Origin of the sequence: Streptomyces griseorubiginosus (assembly GCF_036345115.1) — a bacterium.
Classification (GTDB): Bacteria; Actinomycetota; Actinomycetes; order Streptomycetales; family Streptomycetaceae; genus Streptomyces; species Streptomyces griseorubiginosus_C.
Genome location: NZ_CP107766.1, coordinates 1,233,373 through 1,251,984, shown reverse-complemented (window position 1 = coordinate 1,251,984; position 18,612 = coordinate 1,233,373). Strand labels below are relative to the sequence as shown.

The 18,612-nt window shown below is 73.1% G+C and carries 16 protein-coding genes and 1 tRNA gene; 11 read left to right on the top strand and 6 right to left on the bottom strand.

Features of this window, described 5'->3' with window-relative positions:
• Positions 1 to 74: 74 nt before the first annotated feature.
• Positions 75 to 656, bottom strand: coding sequence for a helix-turn-helix domain-containing protein (locus OHN19_RS05815; RefSeq protein WP_330263104.1), 582 nt, complete (start codon positions 654 to 656; stop codon positions 75 to 77).
• Between the two features lie 177 nt (positions 657 to 833).
• Here OHN19_RS05815 and OHN19_RS05810 point away from each other — a divergent pair, with 177 nt between their 5' ends.
• From OHN19_RS05810 to OHN19_RS05785, 6 genes are all read left to right on the top strand, one after another.
• Entirely contained in the window at positions 834 to 2,261 is a 1,428-nt protein-coding gene (locus OHN19_RS05810; protein ID WP_330263103.1) for an MFS transporter, read from the top strand.
• An 82-nt stretch (positions 2,262 to 2,343) separates the two neighbouring features.
• Positions 2,344 to 2,417, top strand: a tRNA-Pro gene (locus OHN19_RS05805).
• 169 nt (positions 2,418 to 2,586) lie between these two features.
• Complete coding sequence (locus OHN19_RS05800) at positions 2,587 to 5,268, top strand: LuxR C-terminal-related transcriptional regulator (RefSeq protein ID WP_330263102.1); 2,682 nt, start codon at positions 2,587 to 2,589, stop codon at positions 5,266 to 5,268.
• Between the two features lie 130 nt (positions 5,269 to 5,398).
• Positions 5,399 to 7,027, top strand: a complete 1,629-nt coding sequence (locus OHN19_RS05795; protein ID WP_330263101.1) for an MFS transporter — start codon at positions 5,399 to 5,401, stop codon at positions 7,025 to 7,027.
• Positions 7,028 to 7,043: 16 nt separating this feature from the next.
• Positions 7,044 to 7,562 carry a hypothetical protein gene (locus tag OHN19_RS05790; RefSeq protein WP_330263100.1) on the top strand — a complete coding sequence of 173 codons (519 nt, stop codon included), beginning with the start codon at positions 7,044 to 7,046 and terminating at the stop codon, positions 7,560 to 7,562.
• 126 nt (positions 7,563 to 7,688) lie between these two features.
• Complete coding sequence (locus OHN19_RS05785) at positions 7,689 to 7,886, top strand: hypothetical protein (RefSeq protein ID WP_330263099.1); 198 nt, start codon at positions 7,689 to 7,691, stop codon at positions 7,884 to 7,886.
• 26 nt (positions 7,887 to 7,912) lie between these two features.
• Here OHN19_RS05785 and OHN19_RS05780 read toward each other — a convergent pair whose 3' ends face one another.
• On the bottom strand, positions 7,913 to 9,322 hold the full coding sequence (locus tag OHN19_RS05780) for a DUF2252 domain-containing protein (protein WP_330263098.1): 1,410 nt from the start codon (positions 9,320 to 9,322) through the stop codon (positions 7,913 to 7,915).
• A 338-nt stretch (positions 9,323 to 9,660) separates the two neighbouring features.
• Here OHN19_RS05780 and OHN19_RS05775 point away from each other — a divergent pair, with 338 nt between their 5' ends.
• The 5 genes from OHN19_RS05775 (at position 9,661) to OHN19_RS05755 (ending at position 14,426) form a co-directional block, all read left to right on the top strand.
• On the top strand, positions 9,661 to 10,317 hold the full coding sequence (locus OHN19_RS05775; RefSeq protein ID WP_330263097.1) for a DUF308 domain-containing protein: 657 nt from the start codon (positions 9,661 to 9,663) through the stop codon (positions 10,315 to 10,317).
• Between the two features lie 239 nt (positions 10,318 to 10,556).
• A complete protein-coding gene (locus tag OHN19_RS05770; RefSeq protein WP_330263096.1) occupies positions 10,557 to 11,909 on the top strand; it encodes a hypothetical protein in 1,353 nt (450 codons plus the stop codon).
• Positions 11,910 to 12,080: 171 nt separating this feature from the next.
• On the top strand, positions 12,081 to 12,545 hold the full coding sequence (locus tag OHN19_RS05765; protein WP_330263095.1) for an SHOCT domain-containing protein: 465 nt from the start codon (positions 12,081 to 12,083) through the stop codon (positions 12,543 to 12,545).
• A gap of 27 nt (positions 12,546 to 12,572) precedes the next feature.
• Entirely contained in the window at positions 12,573 to 13,022 is a 450-nt protein-coding gene (locus OHN19_RS05760) for a DUF7144 family membrane protein (protein WP_330263094.1), read from the top strand.
• Between the two features lie 57 nt (positions 13,023 to 13,079).
• Positions 13,080 to 14,426 (top strand): diacylglycerol/lipid kinase family protein, encoded by a 1,347-nt coding sequence (locus tag OHN19_RS05755; RefSeq protein WP_330263093.1) that lies wholly within the window; start codon positions 13,080 to 13,082, stop codon positions 14,424 to 14,426.
• 305 nt (positions 14,427 to 14,731) lie between these two features.
• Here OHN19_RS05755 and OHN19_RS05750 read toward each other — a convergent pair whose 3' ends face one another.
• Genes OHN19_RS05750 through OHN19_RS05735 form a run of 4 tightly spaced genes read right to left on the bottom strand, consistent with a single transcriptional unit; the run spans position 14,732 to position 18,493 of the window.
• Positions 14,732 to 15,277 carry a DUF1269 domain-containing protein gene (locus OHN19_RS05750; RefSeq protein ID WP_330263092.1) on the bottom strand — a complete coding sequence of 182 codons (546 nt, stop codon included), beginning with the start codon at positions 15,275 to 15,277 and terminating at the stop codon, positions 14,732 to 14,734.
• A 26-nt stretch (positions 15,278 to 15,303) separates the two neighbouring features.
• Positions 15,304 to 15,834, bottom strand: a complete 531-nt coding sequence (locus OHN19_RS05745) for an RDD family protein (RefSeq protein WP_330263091.1) — start codon at positions 15,832 to 15,834, stop codon at positions 15,304 to 15,306.
• The gene (locus OHN19_RS05740) at positions 15,831 to 16,697 is read right to left on the bottom strand and encodes a hypothetical protein (RefSeq protein WP_330263090.1); all 867 of its coding nucleotides are present in this window, start codon (positions 16,695 to 16,697) and stop codon (positions 15,831 to 15,833) included. The genes OHN19_RS05745 and OHN19_RS05740 overlap by 4 nt, the downstream gene beginning before the upstream one ends.
• A 5-nt stretch (positions 16,698 to 16,702) precedes the next feature.
• A complete protein-coding gene (locus tag OHN19_RS05735) occupies positions 16,703 to 18,493 on the bottom strand; it encodes a SulP family inorganic anion transporter (protein WP_330263089.1) in 1,791 nt (596 codons plus the stop codon).
• Positions 18,494 to 18,612 lie beyond the last annotated feature (119 nt).

Here is an 18,612-nt window from a genome sequence, read left to right as displayed (position 1 = left end):
GCGGGGAACTGCGAGCGATCCACCGCGACCCGCACTCGCAAGGCGGCAGGCCGCCCCGAGCTCTCAGGCCCCCGTCACTTCCTGACCCGCACCCCGTCCAGCGCGATCGACAGCACGCGATCGCGCTGGGCGTCGTCATCGAAGGCCGTCGCGGTGATACCGGCGACCATCCGCAGCAGGTCCACGAAGTCCATGTCCCGCCGAGCCCGACCCGCCTCCTGCGCCCGCTCGAACAGCGGGCCGCCCGCCGCGTACATCGACTCCCGGCACGCCGCGAAGATCTCCGACTCGTCGTTGAGCGCCTCGCGCACCGCCCGTTTGGTCACCATGTAGCCCGCGAACCGGTCGAGCCAGGCGGTCAGCGCCTCCCAGGGCTCCTCGTCGGCGAGCTCCAGGGCCGCCTTCACCAGGGTGTTCACCTCGTCCGCGTAGACGCTCTCGAAGAGATGGCGGCGGGTGGGGAAGTTCCGGTACAGCGTGCCGATGCCCACGCCCGCGCGCCGCGCGATGTCCTCCAGGGACGCCTCCGCGCCGTGCTCGGCGAACGCCTCGCGCGCGGCGGCCAGCAGGGCGTCGTAGTTGCGGGCGGCGTCCTTCCGGTGGGGCCGGCGGGACGCGACGATCTCGCTGACGGGGAACGGCGACGGGGCGGTCACTGCTGCCTCCCGGGGATGAAACGGAGGTCTACCTCCGGAACGGGTTGAAGCGGAGGTGTGCCTCCGCTAGAGTGGAGGCGTGCCTCCACTTTATCAGCCGAGGTGCCTCCATCGTCCTTTCCGCGACCGCTTCCCACGAGGCTCCGGCCGCACCCCGTCCGCTCGGAGAGGCTCTTCATGCCCCGCTCGTCCACCCGTCTCACCTTCGCGGTCCTCGCGGCCGGTGCAGGCGTGTTCTCCATGCTCCAGTCGCTGATCGCGCCGGCCCTGCCGACCGTCCAGCACGCCCTGCACACCTCGCAGTCCACCGTGACCTGGGTGATGACCGCGTATCTGCTGTCCGCCTCGATCTTCACGCCGATCCTCGGCCGCGTCGGTGACCTGATCGGCAAGAAGCGCACGCTCGTCGCCGTCCTGGTGACCGTGGCCGTCGGCTGTCTGCTCGCCGCGCTCGCCCCGAGCATCGGCGTCCTGATCGTCGCCCGGGTCGTCCAGGGCGTCGGCGGCGCCCTGTTCCCGCTCTCCTTCGGCATCATCCGGGACGAGTTCGCCGCGTCCCAGGTCAGCGGCTCCATCAGCAACCTGTCCGCCGTGATCGCCGCCGGCGGTGGCGTCGGCATGGTCGCCGCCGGTCCCATCGTGACCGCGCTCGACTACCGCTGGCTGTTCTGGATCCCGGTCGCCATCGTGATCGCCGCCACCCTCATCGCCGTACGGTATGTGCCCGAGTCGCCCCACAGGGCGCGAGGGAACGTCAACTGGCTCGGTGCCGTGCTGCTGTCCGCGTGGCTGGTCGCGCTGCTGCTGCCGCTCAGCCAGGCGGCCCGGTGGGGCTGGGGCTCGGCACGGGTGCTCGGTCTGTTCGGCGCCGCCGTCGCGCTGTTCGCTCTGTGGCTGTACTCCGAGGCCCGCTCCCGCACCCCGCTGATCGACCTGCGGGTCATGAGGCTCCCGGCCGTGTGGACCACCAACACCGCGGCCCTGCTCTTCGGCGCCGGGATGTACTCGATCTGGTCCTTCCTGCCGGGCTTCGTGCAGACGCCGTCCGAGGCCGGATACGGCTTCGGCGCGAGCGTCACCGCGGCCGGACTGCTCATGCTGCCGATGCTGGTCGCGATGTTCCTCTCCGGTGTGCTCAGCGGCCGGCTGGAACCGGTCGTCGGCGCCAAGGCCCTGCTGGTGACCGGCGCCGCGCTGGGCGCGGTGGCCTGCGGCTTCCTCGCCCTGTGGCACGACGAGCAGTGGCAGATCGCCGTCGTCGCGGGCCTGTTCGGCCTCGGTATCGGACTCGCCTTCGCCTCCATGGCCAACCTGATCGTGGGCAGCGTCCCGGCCGACCAGACCGGCGCCGCGACCGGCATGAACGCCAACATCCGCACCATCGGCGGCTCCATCGGCGCGGCCGTCACCAGCGTCCTGGTCACCGGCCGGCTCCAGCCCTCGGGCCTGCCGTACGAGTCCGGGTACACCCACGGCTTCACCCTGCTGGCCGTGCTGTGCCTGGCGGCGGCTCTGGCCGCCCTGCTCGTTCCGGTACGGCGGGCCGCGCGCCGGGTCGTCACGGACGGCGCCGAGGTCCGCGAGCCGGTCACCACCCGGGGCTGACGTTCCGCCCAGCCGACCCGGCCGCGTGCGTGGGGTAGGGTTTACCCGCGCGATCACACGGAACACCCGTGGGAGACGCGGCCGGGACGTGGCGCAGCTTGGTAGCGCACTTGACTGGGGGTCAAGGGGTCGCAGGTTCAAATCCTGTCGTCCCGACGGCACGAAGGGCCTTCGCGGGCAACAGCCCGCGGGGCCCTTTTTCGTGGTCCTTTCGCAGGGCCGACCGGCCCCTTGATGGGACCAGTGGGGCCCTGTTCGCCGGGTGCGTCCCCCGGAAGGGTGAGAAGCTGAGCGAAGGGGAGCGCTGCCCATGACCTGACGACGCGTGGTGGTGAGCACCGTGGCTGCAGGCGACAGGAACAGTGCGGTGCCGGCCGAAGGCCGTGTCGATCCGCTCGGTGGCCCATTCCTGCGCACACGGTTCGCCGTGCCGTCCCGGCCCGCCGTGTTCCTTGAGCGCACACGCCTGACCCGGCACCTCGACCAGGCCCTGCGGACCCCCCTGACCATGGTCAACGGCTCCGCGGGCGCGGGGAAGACCGCTCTCGTCGCCGACTGGACCGCGGGTCTGGACCAGCCCGTCACCTGGCTCACCGTCGAGGCGGAGGAACAGCGGCCCGGCATGTTCTGGGCGTACTTCCTCCAGGCGATGCGCGCCTCCGGCACCCCGCTGACCGACCGGGTCCACTGCCCGGCGGACCCGAGCAGGGTGAGCCACAAGGTGCTCTCTGAGATCGCCGAGGACCTGGTCGGACGCGACCCGGCCCCGCTCGTCGTGCTCGACGAGTTCGACCGGGTGAGCGCGTCCCAGGTGGCGGAGCAGCTGGAATTCGTGCTCCAGCACTCCGGCGCCGGACTGCGGCTGGTCCTCGTCACCCGCAACGAGCCGATGTTCTCCCTGCACCGCTACCGGGCGGCCGGAGCCCTCACGGAGGTCCGGGACGCCGAGCTCGCCTTCACCCCGCAGGAGGCGGCGACACTGCTGGAACTGCACGGGCTGAGCCTGCCCGCGGACGCCGTACGCGCCCTGGTGGAGCGCACCCGCGGCTGGGCCGCCGGCCTGCGGCTGTGCGCCCTGGCGGCGCAGCAGAGCCCGGACCCGCAGACGTATCTCAAGGAGTTCGAGGCCGACCGCAGCACGGTCGCCGACTTCCTGCTGGCGGAGGTGCTCAGCCGCCAGCCGGGGGAGACGCAGGACCTCCTGCTGCGCGTGAGTGTGCTGGACCGCTTCTGCCCCGACCTGGTGAACGAACTGACCCACCGGACCGACGCGGACCGCATCCTGGCCGAGCTGTACCGCGACAACGCCTTCGTCGAACAGCTGGGGCAGGGCTGGTACCGCCTGCACCCGCTGTTCGGGGAGATACTCCAGACCCACCTGCGGGTCCGCAGCCCCGGACTGGAACCCGATCTGCACCTCTCCGCGGCCCAGTGGCTGCGGCGCCGCGGCACCCTCCCGGAGGCGCTCGCCCACGGTGCCGCCGCCGCCGACTGGGACTTCACCGCCGGCGCCCTCGTCGACGACCTGGCGATAGGACAGTTCTTCACCGGACTGCGCTCCGACGACCTCAACGAGCTGTTCTCCGGGATGGGCCCCGAGTCCACGGGTCCCGCCACGGAACTCGTCCGGGCCGCTCGCGACCTGGCGCAGAGCGACCTCGACCGGGGCATGGCCCACCTGCACCACGCCGAGGCGCGGCTGGCCGTCGAGGAGGGCGACCCGGCGGCGGCCCAGCTGAGCTGGGCGCTCCTGGAGACGGTGGCCGCCAGACTGACCGGCTCCCCGGCCCGCGCCGAGCAGGCCGCCGAGACAGCGGACGAGGTGCGGCCGGAGATCCCCGCGCACCTCCTGGACAAGCACCCCGAACTGCCCGCCCTGCTGCTCACGCACCTGGGCTCCACGCGTCTGTGGGCCGGACGCTACGAGGACGCCCGCGCCGCCCTGACCGAGGCGGCCGACTGTCCCGGCGGGGCCCTGACGGTGCTGCCCCGGGAGGAGTCGATGGGCCACCTGGCGCTGATCGACTATCTGAACGGATGGCCCGGCCGGGCCGAGCACAAGGCCCTGGCGGCGATGACGGAGACGGAGCGGTTCAGCCTGCCCCAGCCCTCGGGCTCCGGCATCGAGCGGCTGGTGCTGGCCGCCGTGGCGGTCGACCGCAACGAGCTGGGCCGGGCCCAGGCGCTCCTCGACGAGGCCGACGAGCTCGGCCACGAGACCCAGGACCCGGTGAAGGCCGCCGGCCGGGCCATCGCCGCGGCCCGGCTCCAACTGGCGCGGGGCAACGGGCGGGCGGCCATGGAGTCGGCGGCCCCGGCCCTGTCCACCGCCGTCGCCTCACCGTGGGCGGAGAGCCTGGAGCGGGTGGTCGCCTCCACCGTCCACCTGGCCGAAGGGCGGGCGGAGACGGCAGCCGAGGTGCTGCGGAACCTGCCGGACGACCAGCCGGCGTGGGCGGTGGAGGCCGCACGCATCCAGCTCGCCGCCGGACGACCGGGCGCCGCGATCGACCTTCTCGACAGCGTGCCCGCCGAGAGCCGGCCGGGGCCCGCGGTGACCGTCCGGGCGGCACTGGTGAGAGCGCAGGCCGCCGAAGCGGCGGGTGACGCCGACACGGCCCGCCGGTTCGTCGCGCAGGCCCTGCTCGCCGCCCGGCGCGAACGGCTGCGGCGCCCCTTCCTGGACGCCGGGCGGTGGATCAGGCCACTGCTGGCCACGGCGTCGCTGCGGGTGCTGGCCCACGGATGGCTCCTGCACGACCCCGCGGCTGCCGGCGGACCGGCCGGGGCCCCGCCCCCCGCGCCGGTCGTCGTGCAGGAGCTGAGCGAGCGCGAGCGCGACGTCCTGCGACGGCTGGCCCAGATGATGTCGACGCAGGAGATCGCCGCGGACCTGTACCTGTCGGTGAACACGGTGAAGACCCACCTCAAGAGCCTGTACCGGAAGCTGGCGGTGAACCGCCGCAGCGAGGCCGTACGGCGCGCACGGGACCTGCGGCTCCTGTGACTCCTGTGGCTCCTGTGAGGACAGCGGGGGTCGCCCGCGACGGGTGAGGCGCCGGGCCGCCCCTTCCGCTGCGATGGAACGGGCGGCCGCCCGCACCGCCGCCGCGAACCGACCTGGCGAGGTGTTCACCGTGAGACGCTGGCGCGCTCTGATCGTCCTGGGAACGGCTCAGTTCCTGATGGTCCTGGACACCTCGGTCATGAACGTCTCGATCAGCCAACTGGTCGAAGACTTCGACACCGAGGTCACCACCATCCAGGCCGTCATCACCCTGTACGCGCTGGTCATGGCCGCGTTCATGATCATCGGTGGCAGGCTCGGCGACATCCTGGGCCGCCGTCGGCTCTTCTTCCTCGGACTCGTCGTGTACGCCGTGGGATCGGCCCTGACCGCGCTGGCCCCCACCGTGTGGGTCCTCGCCCTGGGCTGGTCGGTCATCGAGGGGCTCGGCGCCGCCATGGTGCTGCCGGCCATGGCGGCCCTCGTCGCGGAGTCCTACCGCGGACCGGACCGGGCCGTCGCCTACGGCGTCATCGGCGGCCTCGCCGGCGCGGGGATCGCGGTCGGGCCGCTGCTCGGCGGCTGGGTGACCACCTACCTCACCTGGCGGCTGGTGTTCGTCGGCGAGGTCGTCGTCGTCCTGGCCGTGCTGTGCTGCCGCCGGATGATCACCGAACCGGCCCGCACCGGGACCCGCCCCCGCCTCGACGGGATCGGCGCCGTGCTGTCGGCCGCCGGGCTGGGGCTGGGCGTGCTCGGGGTGCTCCAGAGCAGCACCTGGGGCTGGGTCTCGCCCCGCAACCCGCCCTTCACCGTCCTCGGGTTCTCCCCGACGCTGTTCGTCGTCGGGGCCGGAGCGGCCGTCCTCGCCCTCTTCGTCCGCTGGGAGCGACGGCGGGCCGAACGGGGCACCGATCCCCTCGTCCATCTGCCCCTGCTGGGCCGGCCGGCGCTGCGCTCCGGTCTGATGGCCCTGCTGAGCCAGAACCTCATCCTGCTGGGACTGTTCTTCGTCATCCCGCTCTACCTGCAGGTGGTGCAGGGCTTCGACGCGTTCGAGACCGGGCTGCGGCTGCTCCCGGTGTCGATCACCATGCTCGCCGCCTCCATGCTGGCCTCCTCGCTGGGGCGGGCGGTCGGACCGCGCCGGATGGTCCGGCTCGCCCTCGTCACCCTGGCGGTCGCCGTCGTGTGGCTGCTGGCCACCATCGACCCGGTCATCGACGACGCGCAGTTCGCCGGAGCCATGGCCCTGGTGGGCGTGGGCACCGGCCTGCTCGCCTCGCAGCTGGGCAACGTCGTCCAGTCCAGCGTCGGCGAGGCGGAGCGCAGCGAGGTCGGCGGGCTCCAGTTCACGGCGCAGAACCTGGGCTCCGCGCTGGGCACGGCCCTCATCGGGTCGATCCTCCTCGGTTCGCTGGCGCACGCCTTCACCTCGCAGGTCGAGGACGATCCGCAGCTCTCCCAAGAGGCCCGTACCCAGACCGGCATCGCCCTCGAGTCCGGGATCTCCTTCGTCACCACCGACCAGGTGCGCTCGGCGGCCGCCGACGCCGGACTGCCGCCCTCCGAGGTCGACGCCGTCGCCGACTCCTACGCCTCCGCGCAGCTCGACGGCCTCAAGGCGGCGATCCTCGCCACCGGCGGCATCACGCTGGCCAGTCTCCTCGTCACACCGAACCTCCCGGCCGGCCGGAAGAGCCGTAGCGCGGCCCCGAAGAAGGCCACGCCGGCTCCCTCGGCCGGACCGGCGCGCTGACCCGCAGGGAGCACCGATGTCCACCACCGACCACAGCGCGGCCCGCGGGACCGGCACCGGTCGCCGGGCCCGCGGCGACTACACCGGCGGCGTCTACGGATCCATGCTCGCGGCCTCCGTGGTGATCGGCGCCGGCACCCTCGGCTCGTTCCCGCGCCTCGAGCTGGTGGTGCTGTTGCTGCTCACGGGGGTGGCGTTCTGGATCGCGCATGTGCACGCCCAGCTGTTCGGGTCACGTCTCGCGCAGCAGCGCCTCGACCGCCAGGTCGTGTTCCACGCCTGCCGGGAGGAGTGGCCGATCGTCAAGGCCGCCGTGCCGCCGGCCCTGGCGGTGGCGGTCAGTCCACTGCTGGGCCTGGGCGTGCAGGGCGCCCTCTGGCTGGCCCTCTCCGTCGCGGTGGCCGGGCAGGTGGGCTGGTCCATGGCCGCGGCCCGCCGGGCCGGTGCCTCCTGGCGCCTGGTGGCCGCCACCGCCTCCGTCAACCTCCTGATCGGCCTGCTGATCATCTCCTTCAAGGTGTTCCTGAAACACTGAACCCGCTCGTCCGAGAGCCGCCGGCGGATCACCTGTGCCGGGTGAGGCCGGGAGGCGCCGGGCGAGGGGACCATCGCAGAACAGGGCACCGAACGCCCTCCCGGCCGCCCGCGGGGAGCAGAGCCCATGCGCTACGAGATCCGAGTCGACGGACACATGTCGGACACACTGGCCGAAGCGTTTCCCGAGCTGGAACGCGTGGTCATGTCCGGACAGACCGTCCTGTTCGGCTCCGTGGTGGACGAGGCGCACCTGTTCGGCCTGCTGGCCCGCTGCCAGTCGCTGGGCCTGCACGTGGTGGAGATGCGGCGGATGCCGGAGTGACCGCGCGCAGGCCTTGACCCCGGCGCTCAGAGGCTCTCCGCGGTGACCCGGCCGGAGCGCACGGCGGCGGCCAGCGCCTCGAAGTCCTGCTCGTTCCGGTCGGCGTAGGACTGGGCGTATCCGGTGAGCGCCTGGTCGAAGCGGTCGCCGGAGCCCAGGTAGGCGGCGATGGCGATCGGATCACCGGAACGGGCGTGCGCCCGGGCCAGCGAGGCACCGCACAGCCGCGCGAACAGCCCGAGCAGGCCGGGGTCCATGGTCTCCGGGTGCACGATGCCCTTCCAGTCCCGCAACTGCCGTACGTAGAAGTCGCGTTCGTGGCCGTCGATGCCCACCACGTGCGTCCAGCCCAGGAAGATGTCGCTGGTCGTCTGGATCAGGCGCTGGCCGGTGACGACCCGGCGGCCCTGGTTGTCGAAGCGGTCGGCGCCGGTCTGGGCGGCCAGCACCGACTCCTGGGCCTCCTTGGCCTGGAGGAGCAGCGGATCGCCGTCGTCCCGGCCGAGCAGCAGCAGGATCCAGCAGCGGGTGCCGACACTGCCCACGCCCACCACCTTGCGGGCCATGTCCACCAGACGGAAGTGGTGCAGCAGGTGCCGGCGCTCGGACGGCAGGGTGAGCGTGTACTCCTCCAGGACGGTCTGGAGCTCCTTCTCCTGCTGGTTGTCCGCCGCGTCGGCCAGCAGATCCCTCAGCGGGGTGATCAGCGGCGGGTCGGCGGCGATCCGGCGCCCCTCGGACGTGCTGCGCGTGAGCTTCGCGAAGGCCTGGAGATGGGTGCGGGTGCGGGCCTGCTCGGTGGCCCGGGTGGTACGGCGCCTGGTCTTCTTGTCCATCGAGGAGGCGAGCAGCGCGCGGAGGCGCTCGACGTCGTCCTGGGCGTACCAGATGTCCAGGGTGCGCATGCCCGCGAGGTCACGCATCCGTTTCCGGTAGGCCCGGACACAGGTGCGCACGATGGTGTTCTGCTCCTTGAGGGAGAAGCCGTTGGCGCGCCCCGCGATGGCGAAGCTGGTGGCCAGGCGCTTGACGTCCCATTCGAACGGGCCGGGCAGCGTCTCGTCGAAGTCGTTGATGTCGAAGACGAGATGACGCTCCGGCGAGGCCAGCAGCCGGAAGTTCAGCAGATGCGCGTCTCCGCACAACTGCACCCGCAGTCCCGTGTCCGGCGCCGCCCCCAGGTCCGCCGCCATGATCGCGGCCGCGCCGCGGTAGAAACGGAACGGCGACTCGAGCATGCGGCCGTAGCGGATCGGTACCAACTCGGGTACCCGGGTGGCCGACTGACGCTCTATCACCTCGACGGGGTCGAACCGCTCCGGGCCCGCCTCGAGGAAGCCGTGGCTCGAACGGGACGCCCGGGCGCGGGCGTTCTTGCCGATCGCCGCCCGTTCCGCGGGCGACAGAAGGACCGTGGAGGAGACGGTTGCGGTCATGGCTGGACCTCCTGGATCGACGACGAGGAGCCGCACCACGACCGGCGGGCCGCGCACCCGCACGGCGGGGGTGACGGCCTCGGACATCGCCCGCCGGACCGGGGCGGGGGTGGTGCGTCCCGGCGCTCGGGGGAGCGCTCATCTCGTCCCTCTTCGTTCGGGCCGCCGCCGGGCCGGCGTACGGCCTCGGTTCCAGCCCACCGGCCCCGCCGGACCGCCGGATCACCCACGGCGGGTGACCCGGCCGCCCGCGGCACGCGGGACGCTGGCCGCGTGAGGGACCGCGCACCGCCCCGGGCGGTGCGCGGACGACCCGTTCGACCGGGCGAGGAGCAGCCATGACCACGCAGCGAGGTCCGGCATCACGTACCGCACCGGAGGACAGCCCCTACGGGACCGATCAGCCGGTGGGCGGAGCGGACGTACTGGAGCGGCTCGGCCGTTCCTGGACCTGGATCCTGGGTTCCGCGATCGCCACGCTCGTGCCGGGCGTCCTCGTCCTGGTGTGGCCGGAGGAGACGCTGCACGTCCTCGCCGTCCTGATCGGCCTGTACCTGCTGGTGGCGGGGGCGTTCCGGTTCGTGTCCGTCTTCGCCTGGCACGCGCCCGGCGAACGGCTCATCGGGCTGCTCATGGCCGTGCTGTACGTCCTCGCGGGCGTGCTGTGCCTGCGCAATCCGCTCCAGACCATCGCCGCGCTCTCCCTGATCGTCGGAGTCGTCTGGCTGGTGTCCGGGATCCTCACCCTGTACACGGCGATCACCGCCGAGGACCTGCCGCACCGCGCCTTCGTGCTGGGCATGGCCGTGGTCGCCATCGTCGCCGGGATCGTGGTGCTGGCCCTGCCGGCCGAGTCGGCCCGCGCGCTGACCCGGCTGCTCGGCCTGTGGCTCGTGCTGCTCGGCCTGTTCGAGCTGGTGCTCGCCCTGGCCTGGCGCGCCGCGCTGCGCCGGTCCGGCATCACCACCGGGCACCACGAGCCGGCGAGCGTGTAGGCCCGCGACGTCGGCGGTCCGCGACGTCCGAGGCCGGCGAGCGGCTGCGGCTTGCGGCGTCCGAGACCTGCGGCGTCCGAGGCCCGCGAACGTCCGAGGGCTGCGACCTGTGCGAGGCCCGCGGACGTCCGAGGCCTGTGACCTCCGAGGCCGGCGGATGCCCGAGGCGGTGGATGCCCGAGGCCCGCGGACGGCTGAGAACGAGCCCGGTCGGCCGGGCTCACAACGACGGAGACATCATGTATCCCGCCTCCACCCCCGGGGCGCAGGGCGGCGCCACACCCACCGACACCGGTCACACCGTGACCACCGACGAACACGCGGAGTACCAGCGACTGCGCCGTGCCGCGAAGCTGCGCCACCGACGACTGCGCTACGCGGGTGCCACGGTCCTCCTGGTGCTGACCCTCCTGCTCGCACCGCTCGCCCTCGTCGCGACCTGGGTGCACGACCAGGTCTCCGACACCGACCGGTATGTGCGGACCGTCGCACCACTGGCCTCCGACCCGGCCGTGCAGAACGTCGTCATCGACCGGTTGACCGACCGGGTGGTGGCCCAGGTGGACGTGGCAGCCATCACGGCCGCGCTCACCACGACACTGGCCGACGGCGGGGCACCGCCCCGCGTGGTCGAGGGGGCCCAGTCCCTCACCACGCCGCTGCGCTCCGCCGTCCGCTCCGTCGTGGACCGCATCGTGACCCGGGTGGTCACCGGCGAGGCCTTCCAGCAGGCGTGGGAAGGCGCCAACCGGCGGGCTCACGCCACCGTGCTGAACATGCTCACCGGCGACCGCGAGGGGGCGGTGCGGGCCGAGGGGGACACCGTGCGGCTGGACATCGGCGCCGTGGTCGACCAGGTGCGGCAACGCCTCGTCGACGCCGGCTTCGAGAAGGCCGCCGCCATCCCGGACACCGACCGCACCGTCACGCTGTTCCGTACCGAACAACTTGCCAAGGCCCAGGACGGGATGCGGCTGCTGGACGTCGTCGGCACCTGGCTGCCCGTCCTGACGCTCGCCCTCGGCGCCCTCGCCGTGTGGGTCGCTCCCGGCCACCGGGTGATGGTGATGATCACCGCGCTCGGCGTCGGCCTGACGGCGGTGGTGGTGCTCGTCGCACTGGTCGTGCTGCGGCGCGTCTACCTGGACTCCGTGCCGCCCGCGACGCTGCCGCCCGAGGCCGCCGCCGCCGTCTTCGACACCTTCGTCCGCTTCCTGCGCGCGAGCGCCCGCACCCTTCTCGTGGTCTGCCTCCTCACGGCCCTGACCGCCTACCTCTACGGCCCCGGCCGGGCCGCCCACGGTGTACGCGGCCTCGCCGGGCGCGGGGCGGCGGGCGCCGGGAGCGCGCTGCGCCGCGCGGGGACGACCACCGGTCTCACCGGACACTGGCTGTCCGCGCACCGGCAGTGGACCACCGGGGTCACCATCGGCGCGGGCGCCCTCGCCCTCGTCCTCTGGAACCACCCCACCGTGGGCGCGGTCACCCTCGTCCTGGTGCTGGTCCTGGTGGTGCTGGCGATCACGGCGGTACTGGCCGCCGCACAACCGCCGCCGGACACCGGCGACCGACCGGGACACGCGCCGGCGTGAGCCGCGCCGCCGTCCCGGCCGTGACCGCGCCCCCTCCTGCCGCCGCCGCGGGTCCCTGCCGGGGCATCCCGCTCACCCGCCCCGGGTGAAGCCGTCCGCGTCTTGCCGTGGGCACGCTGAGGACGGCACCGACAGGCGGCCGGGCGAAGGCCCCGGACGGAGGAGAGTGACATGAGTGCGTCCACGTACCTCGCGTACGACTATCCGCTGCTGAGCGTCTTCTGGTCCATGCTGTGGTTCTTCCTGTGGATCATGTGGTTCGTCCTGCTCTTCCGGATCGTCGTCGACATCTTCCGGGACGACGCCCTGAGCGGCTGGGCCAAGGCCGGCTGGCTGGTGTTCACGATCGTCCTGCCCTTCCTGGGTGTCTTCGTGTACGTCATCGCCCGCGGCAAGAACATGGGCCGCCGTGAGGTCGCCCAGGCAAGGGCGCAGCAGCAGGCCTTCGACTCGTACATCCGTGAGACCGCCAGGGACGGCGGCGGGACCAGCAGCGTCGACGAACTGGCCCGGCTGTCGGAGATCCGCGCCAAGGGCGACATCACGGACGAGGAGTTCGCCAGGGCGAAGGACCTCGTCCTGAGCGGCCAGGGTTCGGGGACGTCCGCGGGCGTCGCCGCCACCTCCCGGCACTGAGCCGGCCGATCTGAAGGAGGGGTCAGGATGACCGCCACCCACCACACCGCACGCCAGTCCACGGCCAAGCAGGACTGGGCCGCCGGTACGACGGTCTTCGCGGCCGTGATGCTGATGCTCGCCGGAGTGCTCGACATCTTCCGGGGCATCATGGCCATCGCCGAGGACGACGTCTTCGTCACGACGCGCAACTACGTCTTCGAGTTCGACCTGACCAGCTGGGGCTGGATCCATCTCGCGCTGGGCGCGATCGGCGTGCTGGTGAGCCTCGGGCTCTTCCGCGCGGCCACCTGGGCCCGGGTGTCCGGGGTCGCCATCGCCGGGCTCATCATCATCGCGAACTTCCTCTCCCTGCCGTACTACCCGGCCTGGTCGATCGTGATGATCGCGATCTCGGGGTTCATCATCTGGGCTCTGTGCACGGTCCGCCGCGACGACTCCTTCGAACCGTTCGAGCGCCCTGGGCGCGACATCTGACGACGCGGCATGCAGGGGGTTCGTGTCGGGGGCGGCGCCGGGAGGGAGGGCGAGGGCATGGGACGGCAACAGAGCTCCGGTGCACGCACCGGCAGCGTCCTCCGGGCCCGCCTCGCCCTTCTCGCCCTGCTGTGCAGCGTCCTGGTGCCGCTCGTGGTGGCCGGACTGCGCAGTGTGCTGTGGGCCCTCGTCGGCATCGCCGGGGTGGCGGTCGCCGCCGTCGGGGTGTGGTGGACGCTGGCCCACACCGGTGTCCTGCGCGTCCTCGGGCTGGTGCTGTCGGTGACCGCTCCGCTCACCGTGCTCTCCCTGTACGGCGCGTCGGGCATGCTGGGCCCGGCCTGTCTGTCCCTGGCCCTGTGGATGCTGGCCGTCGCCTCGGCCCGCACCGCCCTGGCGCCGCCGCGCACCCCGCTCCGGCCGGCGTCGGCGCCGCGCGCTCCCTGGGTCGTGATGAACCCGCGCTCCGGCGGCGGCAAGGTGGGACGCTTCGGCCTGGTGGACAAGGCCCGGGCGGCGGGCGCCCGCGTCGTGCTCCTCGACGGGCACCAGGACGTGGTGGACCTCGCCCGGCAGGCCGTGGCCGAGGGCGCCGACCTGCTGGCGGTGGCCGGCGGCGACGGCACCCAGGCCCTGGTGGCCGAGGTGGCGGCCCGGCACGACGTGCCCTTCGTCGTGATCCCCGCGGGGACCCGTAACCACTTCGCCCTCGATCTCGGCCTCGACCGCGAGGATCCGGCGGCGGCCCTCGAAGCCCTCACCGACGGCGTGGAACTCCATGTGGACCTCGGCTTCGCCGCGGACCGCGTGTTCGTCAACAACGCCTCCTTCGGGACGTACGCCTCCGTGGTCGCCGATCCCGCCTACCGCGACGCCAAACTGCACACGACCCTGCGGACCCTTCCCGGCCTGCTCACCGGAGCGGACGCGCCGGACCTGCGGATGCGGGCCGGCCCCACGCACGTCGCCGGGCTCCAGGCGTTGCTCGTCAGCAACAACCCCTATCTGCGGGCGGTCGATTCGGCCCGTCCCGGGCGCCGGGAACGGCTCGACTCGGGGCTGCTCGGGGTGCTGGGCGTGCGCGTGGCGAACACCTCCCAGGCGGCCCGGCTGGTGCGCGGCGCGCGCTCCGGGTCCGTCATGAGGCTACGGGCCGACGAGGTCGTCGTGGACGCGGACACCGCCGACATCGCGGTCGGCATCGACGGAGAACACGTCGTGCTGCCGACCCCCGTGGTGTGCCGTACCGCGCCGGGCGCCCTGCGGGTCCGGGTGCCACGCCGTCGCCCCGGCAGACCGGTGACCGCGGCACCGGCCGACTGGCCCCGCGTGGCCCGGCTGGCACGGGGCGGACGCAGTGCCGCGGCGGCCGAGCGGGGGTCTCCTCACGCGCGGGATGCCTGAGGGCCCGACGCGACGGTGACGTCGGCCGGGCGGGGTGAATGCGGCTCACCGAAGGCCGGATGTGGTGCGGTGCATGCACTGCACCGACAGCGTGTGCTGCACGCGGCTGTAGGTGGAAGCACGCGGCTCACCGGCCGGGGGTGCAGGCGGCTCACCGACCGGTGGTGCACGCGGTTCTCCGACCGGTGGTGCACGCGGCTCACCGACCGGAGGTGCACGCGGCTCCCCGGCCGGGAACGAAGTGTTCCCGGCCGGAGAAACCAGCTGTCGTGGACCCGCGTACGACAGGCCGCTGCCGGACTACGTCACCCGGTCCGCGCGGTCAGGCGCCCGGAGGCCTGTTGCGCGGCCGTCAGGTCGTCGACGGTCTGCGTCGTCGCCAGCAGCTCCGCCGCGACCGGCGCCAGGGCCCGCGGTGTCAGGAAGCCTTCCGCGACCGGCAGACCACCGGCCTTCCGGATGGCCTCCCGCAGCGGCTTGGCCCACAGGTGCTCCAGCAGCACGAAGGCCGCGGCCGTGCCCGGCAGGAGTTCCTCCGCCAGCGCCCGCAGATCGTTCGGGGTGAACCCGAAGGCCTTGGTGCCGGGACCGTACTCCGGTGCGCCGCCGGTCGCGTCCGGGATGCGCGGGGTCAGACCGAGCAGGGCCTCGACGGTCTCACCCATGCCCTCCGACTCGTAGTTGAGACCGATGGTGTCGCCGTCGATCTCCTTCTGCAGGAACAGCACGTCAAGGACCCGGATCTGCCCCTTGCTCTCGAGCACGCCCAGTTCCTCGAGGACACGCCCTTCGAACGCCGCGTCAGGACCGAACTCGATGGTGAGCAGTTGCACCGGTCCGAGAGTCGACATGGTCTCTCCCCTTTCTCCGCCCCGGTTCATCCCATACGGCCGCGCGCGTCCCGCGCCTCACCCGTGGAAGGTGAGTCTCCTGGACGGCCCCGCGCACGGCCGTACCAGTCGTGCACGACCGCGCTGCCCGACACCACGTCCTGGAGCGACGCCCCGCGCCGGCTGAACGGGATCCACAACAGCCCCCAGGGCAGGGCGACACAGAGCAGGGCCCGCAGCAGGGCGATGCCCGCGGTGAGGCGCCGCCCCGAACGGTTCGTCACCCGCAGCCCCATCAACTGGTTGCCGGCGGTGCGCCCGCCGAAGAACCATCCGCAGGCGAGGTAGCCGACGAGGGTCGCGGAGCCCAGGGCCGCGGTGACGCCGGGCCCGGGATCGGGGAACGCGAACGGCGGACCCGCCAACAGCCGGTGTGCGGCCGCGTATCCGGCCTCGACGGTGAGCAGGATCCCCAGCGCGACGAGTACGTCCGCGGCGGCGGCCACCGTCCGCGACACCAACCCCGCCGGACGACCCTGGACCTCCTGCGGGCGACGAGTGCGGGCCGGGGCCGTCACGGCGTCTCCATCGGTGAGGTCGGCCCGTCGGCGAGCCCGCCCGCCCCGGAAGGACCCGCCCGGTGCAGCAGCCGGTCCGTGAGCCGTTGCACCAGCCGGTCGGCACGGGCGTTCTGGTCACGGAACGCGTCCAGGGTCTCCGCGGTGATGCTCCCACCGGTGTCCCGGACCACCCGGCCGAGGTCGAGTTCGTCGAGCACCGACTCGGCGTACGCCACGAGGTCGACGCGCGCGAGGACGGTGTCCGGGTCGACGCGGGCGAGCAGGGCGTCGAGGTCCACCCGGTCGAGTACGGCGTCGAGGTCGACGCGGGCCAGCACCGAGTCCAGGTCGACGCGGGCCACCACGCCGTCCAGGTCGACCCGGGCGAGTACGGCGTCGAGGTCGACGCGGGCCAGTACGGCGTCCAGGTCCAGGCGGGCGGCGACGCGGTCGACGTCGAGGCGGTCGGCCACGGCGTCGACGTCGATCTCGTCGAGGACGGCGCCGGCCAGCGCACGCACCAGCGCCCGGGCGCGCGCTTCCGCCTCGGCGCGGGCCCGCAGCCGCTCCGCCGCGCCGAGAGCACTCCAGCGCGCCACCCGCCGGCTTACGGCGTCGGCCGCGAAGGACGGCACGAGAGCCCGTACCGCGGCCCGGGTGCAGGGCACGGCCACGGCGCCGACCCCCGCCACGACCCACCGCGACCGGCGCCGGAGCTCCGAGGCGAGACCGAACGCCGCGTCCGGTACGACCGGGGAGCCCAGGTGCCGTACCTGTGCCGCGCCCTCCGCGGTGCTCGCGACGGCCCGCACGGCGAGATCGACCAGTCCCACGGCCAGCCGCGTCGCCCCGGCGGCGGTTCCTCTGTCGGTGACGCTCATCCGGCTCACCTCTCGTCGAGGAGCCGGGTGACGGGGCCGACGGCCCACTCGGCTCCGGTGCTGCGGCTGAAGGCGGTGACGGCGGCCTCCACGGTGGGGAAGAACCGGTCGGGATCGATGGTGCGGGTGAGGCCGTAGCGCTCGATCTTCCGCCGCACCGGGTCCTTGAGTTCGGCGAAGACCAGACGGACGTGCCGGGCGCTGAGCGCCGTGTCGAGTTCGTGCAGGACGTCCGCAGCGGTGGTGTCCACGTCGGTCATGGGCTCGGCGGCGACGACGACCCAGCGCGGCCGGGGATCGGCCCCTGCCAGCCGCCGCACCTCGTCCCGGAAACTCTTGGCGTTGGCGAAGAACAGCGGCGCGTCGAACCGGTAGATGACCAGTCCCGGCAGCCTGTCCGCGCCCGGATAGGAGCGGATGTCGTGGTACCCCTCCAGGCCCGGCACCCGCCCGAGCACGGTGTCGTACGGCCACCACGCCCGCCGGAAGACGTTGAGGACGGAGAGACCCACCGCGATGGCGATGCCGGGCAGCACACCGAGCAGGGCGACCCCGACGAACGCCGCGACGCACAGCAGGAATTCGGTCCGGCGCTGCCGCCACAGCCGTACGGCGCCCGGGATGTCGGCCAGCGACAGCGACGCGGCGATGACCACGGCGGCCAGCGCGGGCTGCGGCAGGTTGCGGAACAGTCCGGGCACGAGCACCAGCATCAGCACGATCAGGGCGGCCCCGACCACGCCGGTGAGCTGGCTCCTGGCGCCCGCGCGCTCGGCGACCGCGGTACGCGAGCCGCTCGCGCTGACGGGGAAGCCCTGGAACAGCCCCGCCGCCAGGTTCGCCGCCCCCACCCCCGCCATCTCCCGGTTGCCCTGGACCTCCTGGCCGGTGCGGGCCGCGAACGCCGACGAGTTGGAGATGGTGTCGGCCAGCGACACCACCGCGATCCCCAGCGCGCCGGCGAACAGCGGGCCCAGATCGTCGGCCCGTACGTCGGGAAGCGTGAACGGCGGGAAGCCCTCCGGCAGCGGTCCGACCAGACCGACGCCGTGCTCGTCCAGGTCGAGGAGCGAGGCCGCCAGGATCGCGAGGGCGACCATCACGAGCACGGCGGGCACCTTGGGCAGCAGCCGTTCCAGGAACAGGATCAGCATCAGCCCCGAGACACCGACAGCGGCCGCCGCCGGTACCGTCGCCCCCTCGGCCAGCTTCCGCACCAGTCCGGCGCACTCCCCGACGAGGTTGTCGGCGTCGACCTTGAACCCGAGCAGCTTCGGCAGCTGTCCGACGAGGATGGTCAGGGCCAGGCCGTTCATGTAACCGATCATCGTCGGCTTGGAGATCAGGTCCGCGATGAAACCGAGTCGTGCCACGGAGGCGAGGATCATGATGCCCGCCACCATGAGCGCGAGCATCGACGCCAGCGCGACCGCCCGCTCCGGGTCCCCGTCCGACGCGACGAGGGGGAGCACCGTGGCCGCGATCATCGGGCCCAGCGAGGAGTCGGGACCCAGCACCAGGATCCTGGACGGGCCGCACACCGCGTAACCGAGCAGGCACAGGATCGTGGTGTAGAGGCCGGTGATCGGGGGCAGCCCCGCGAGTTCGGCGTACGCCATGCCCTGCGGTACGAGCAGGGTGGTGAGGGCGATCCCGGCCACCACGTCCTTGGTCAGCCATTCGCGCCGGTAGCCCGAGAGCGCCTGGACCCCCGGCACCGCCCGCAGCCGGCCCAGGGCCCCCGGCGCGCCGCGCCCGGTGGTCGTGGACCGTCCCTGCGCCTGATGGCCGTCCATCCGCCCTTCCCGACCTCGTCAGGGCCCGACCGGTCCTCGGGCCCGGAACGCCGTGTCCTGGAAGGATGCGACGCTCCCGCCCGCACGGCTTCACCCCGCGCGGGTGACCGAGCGGGCCC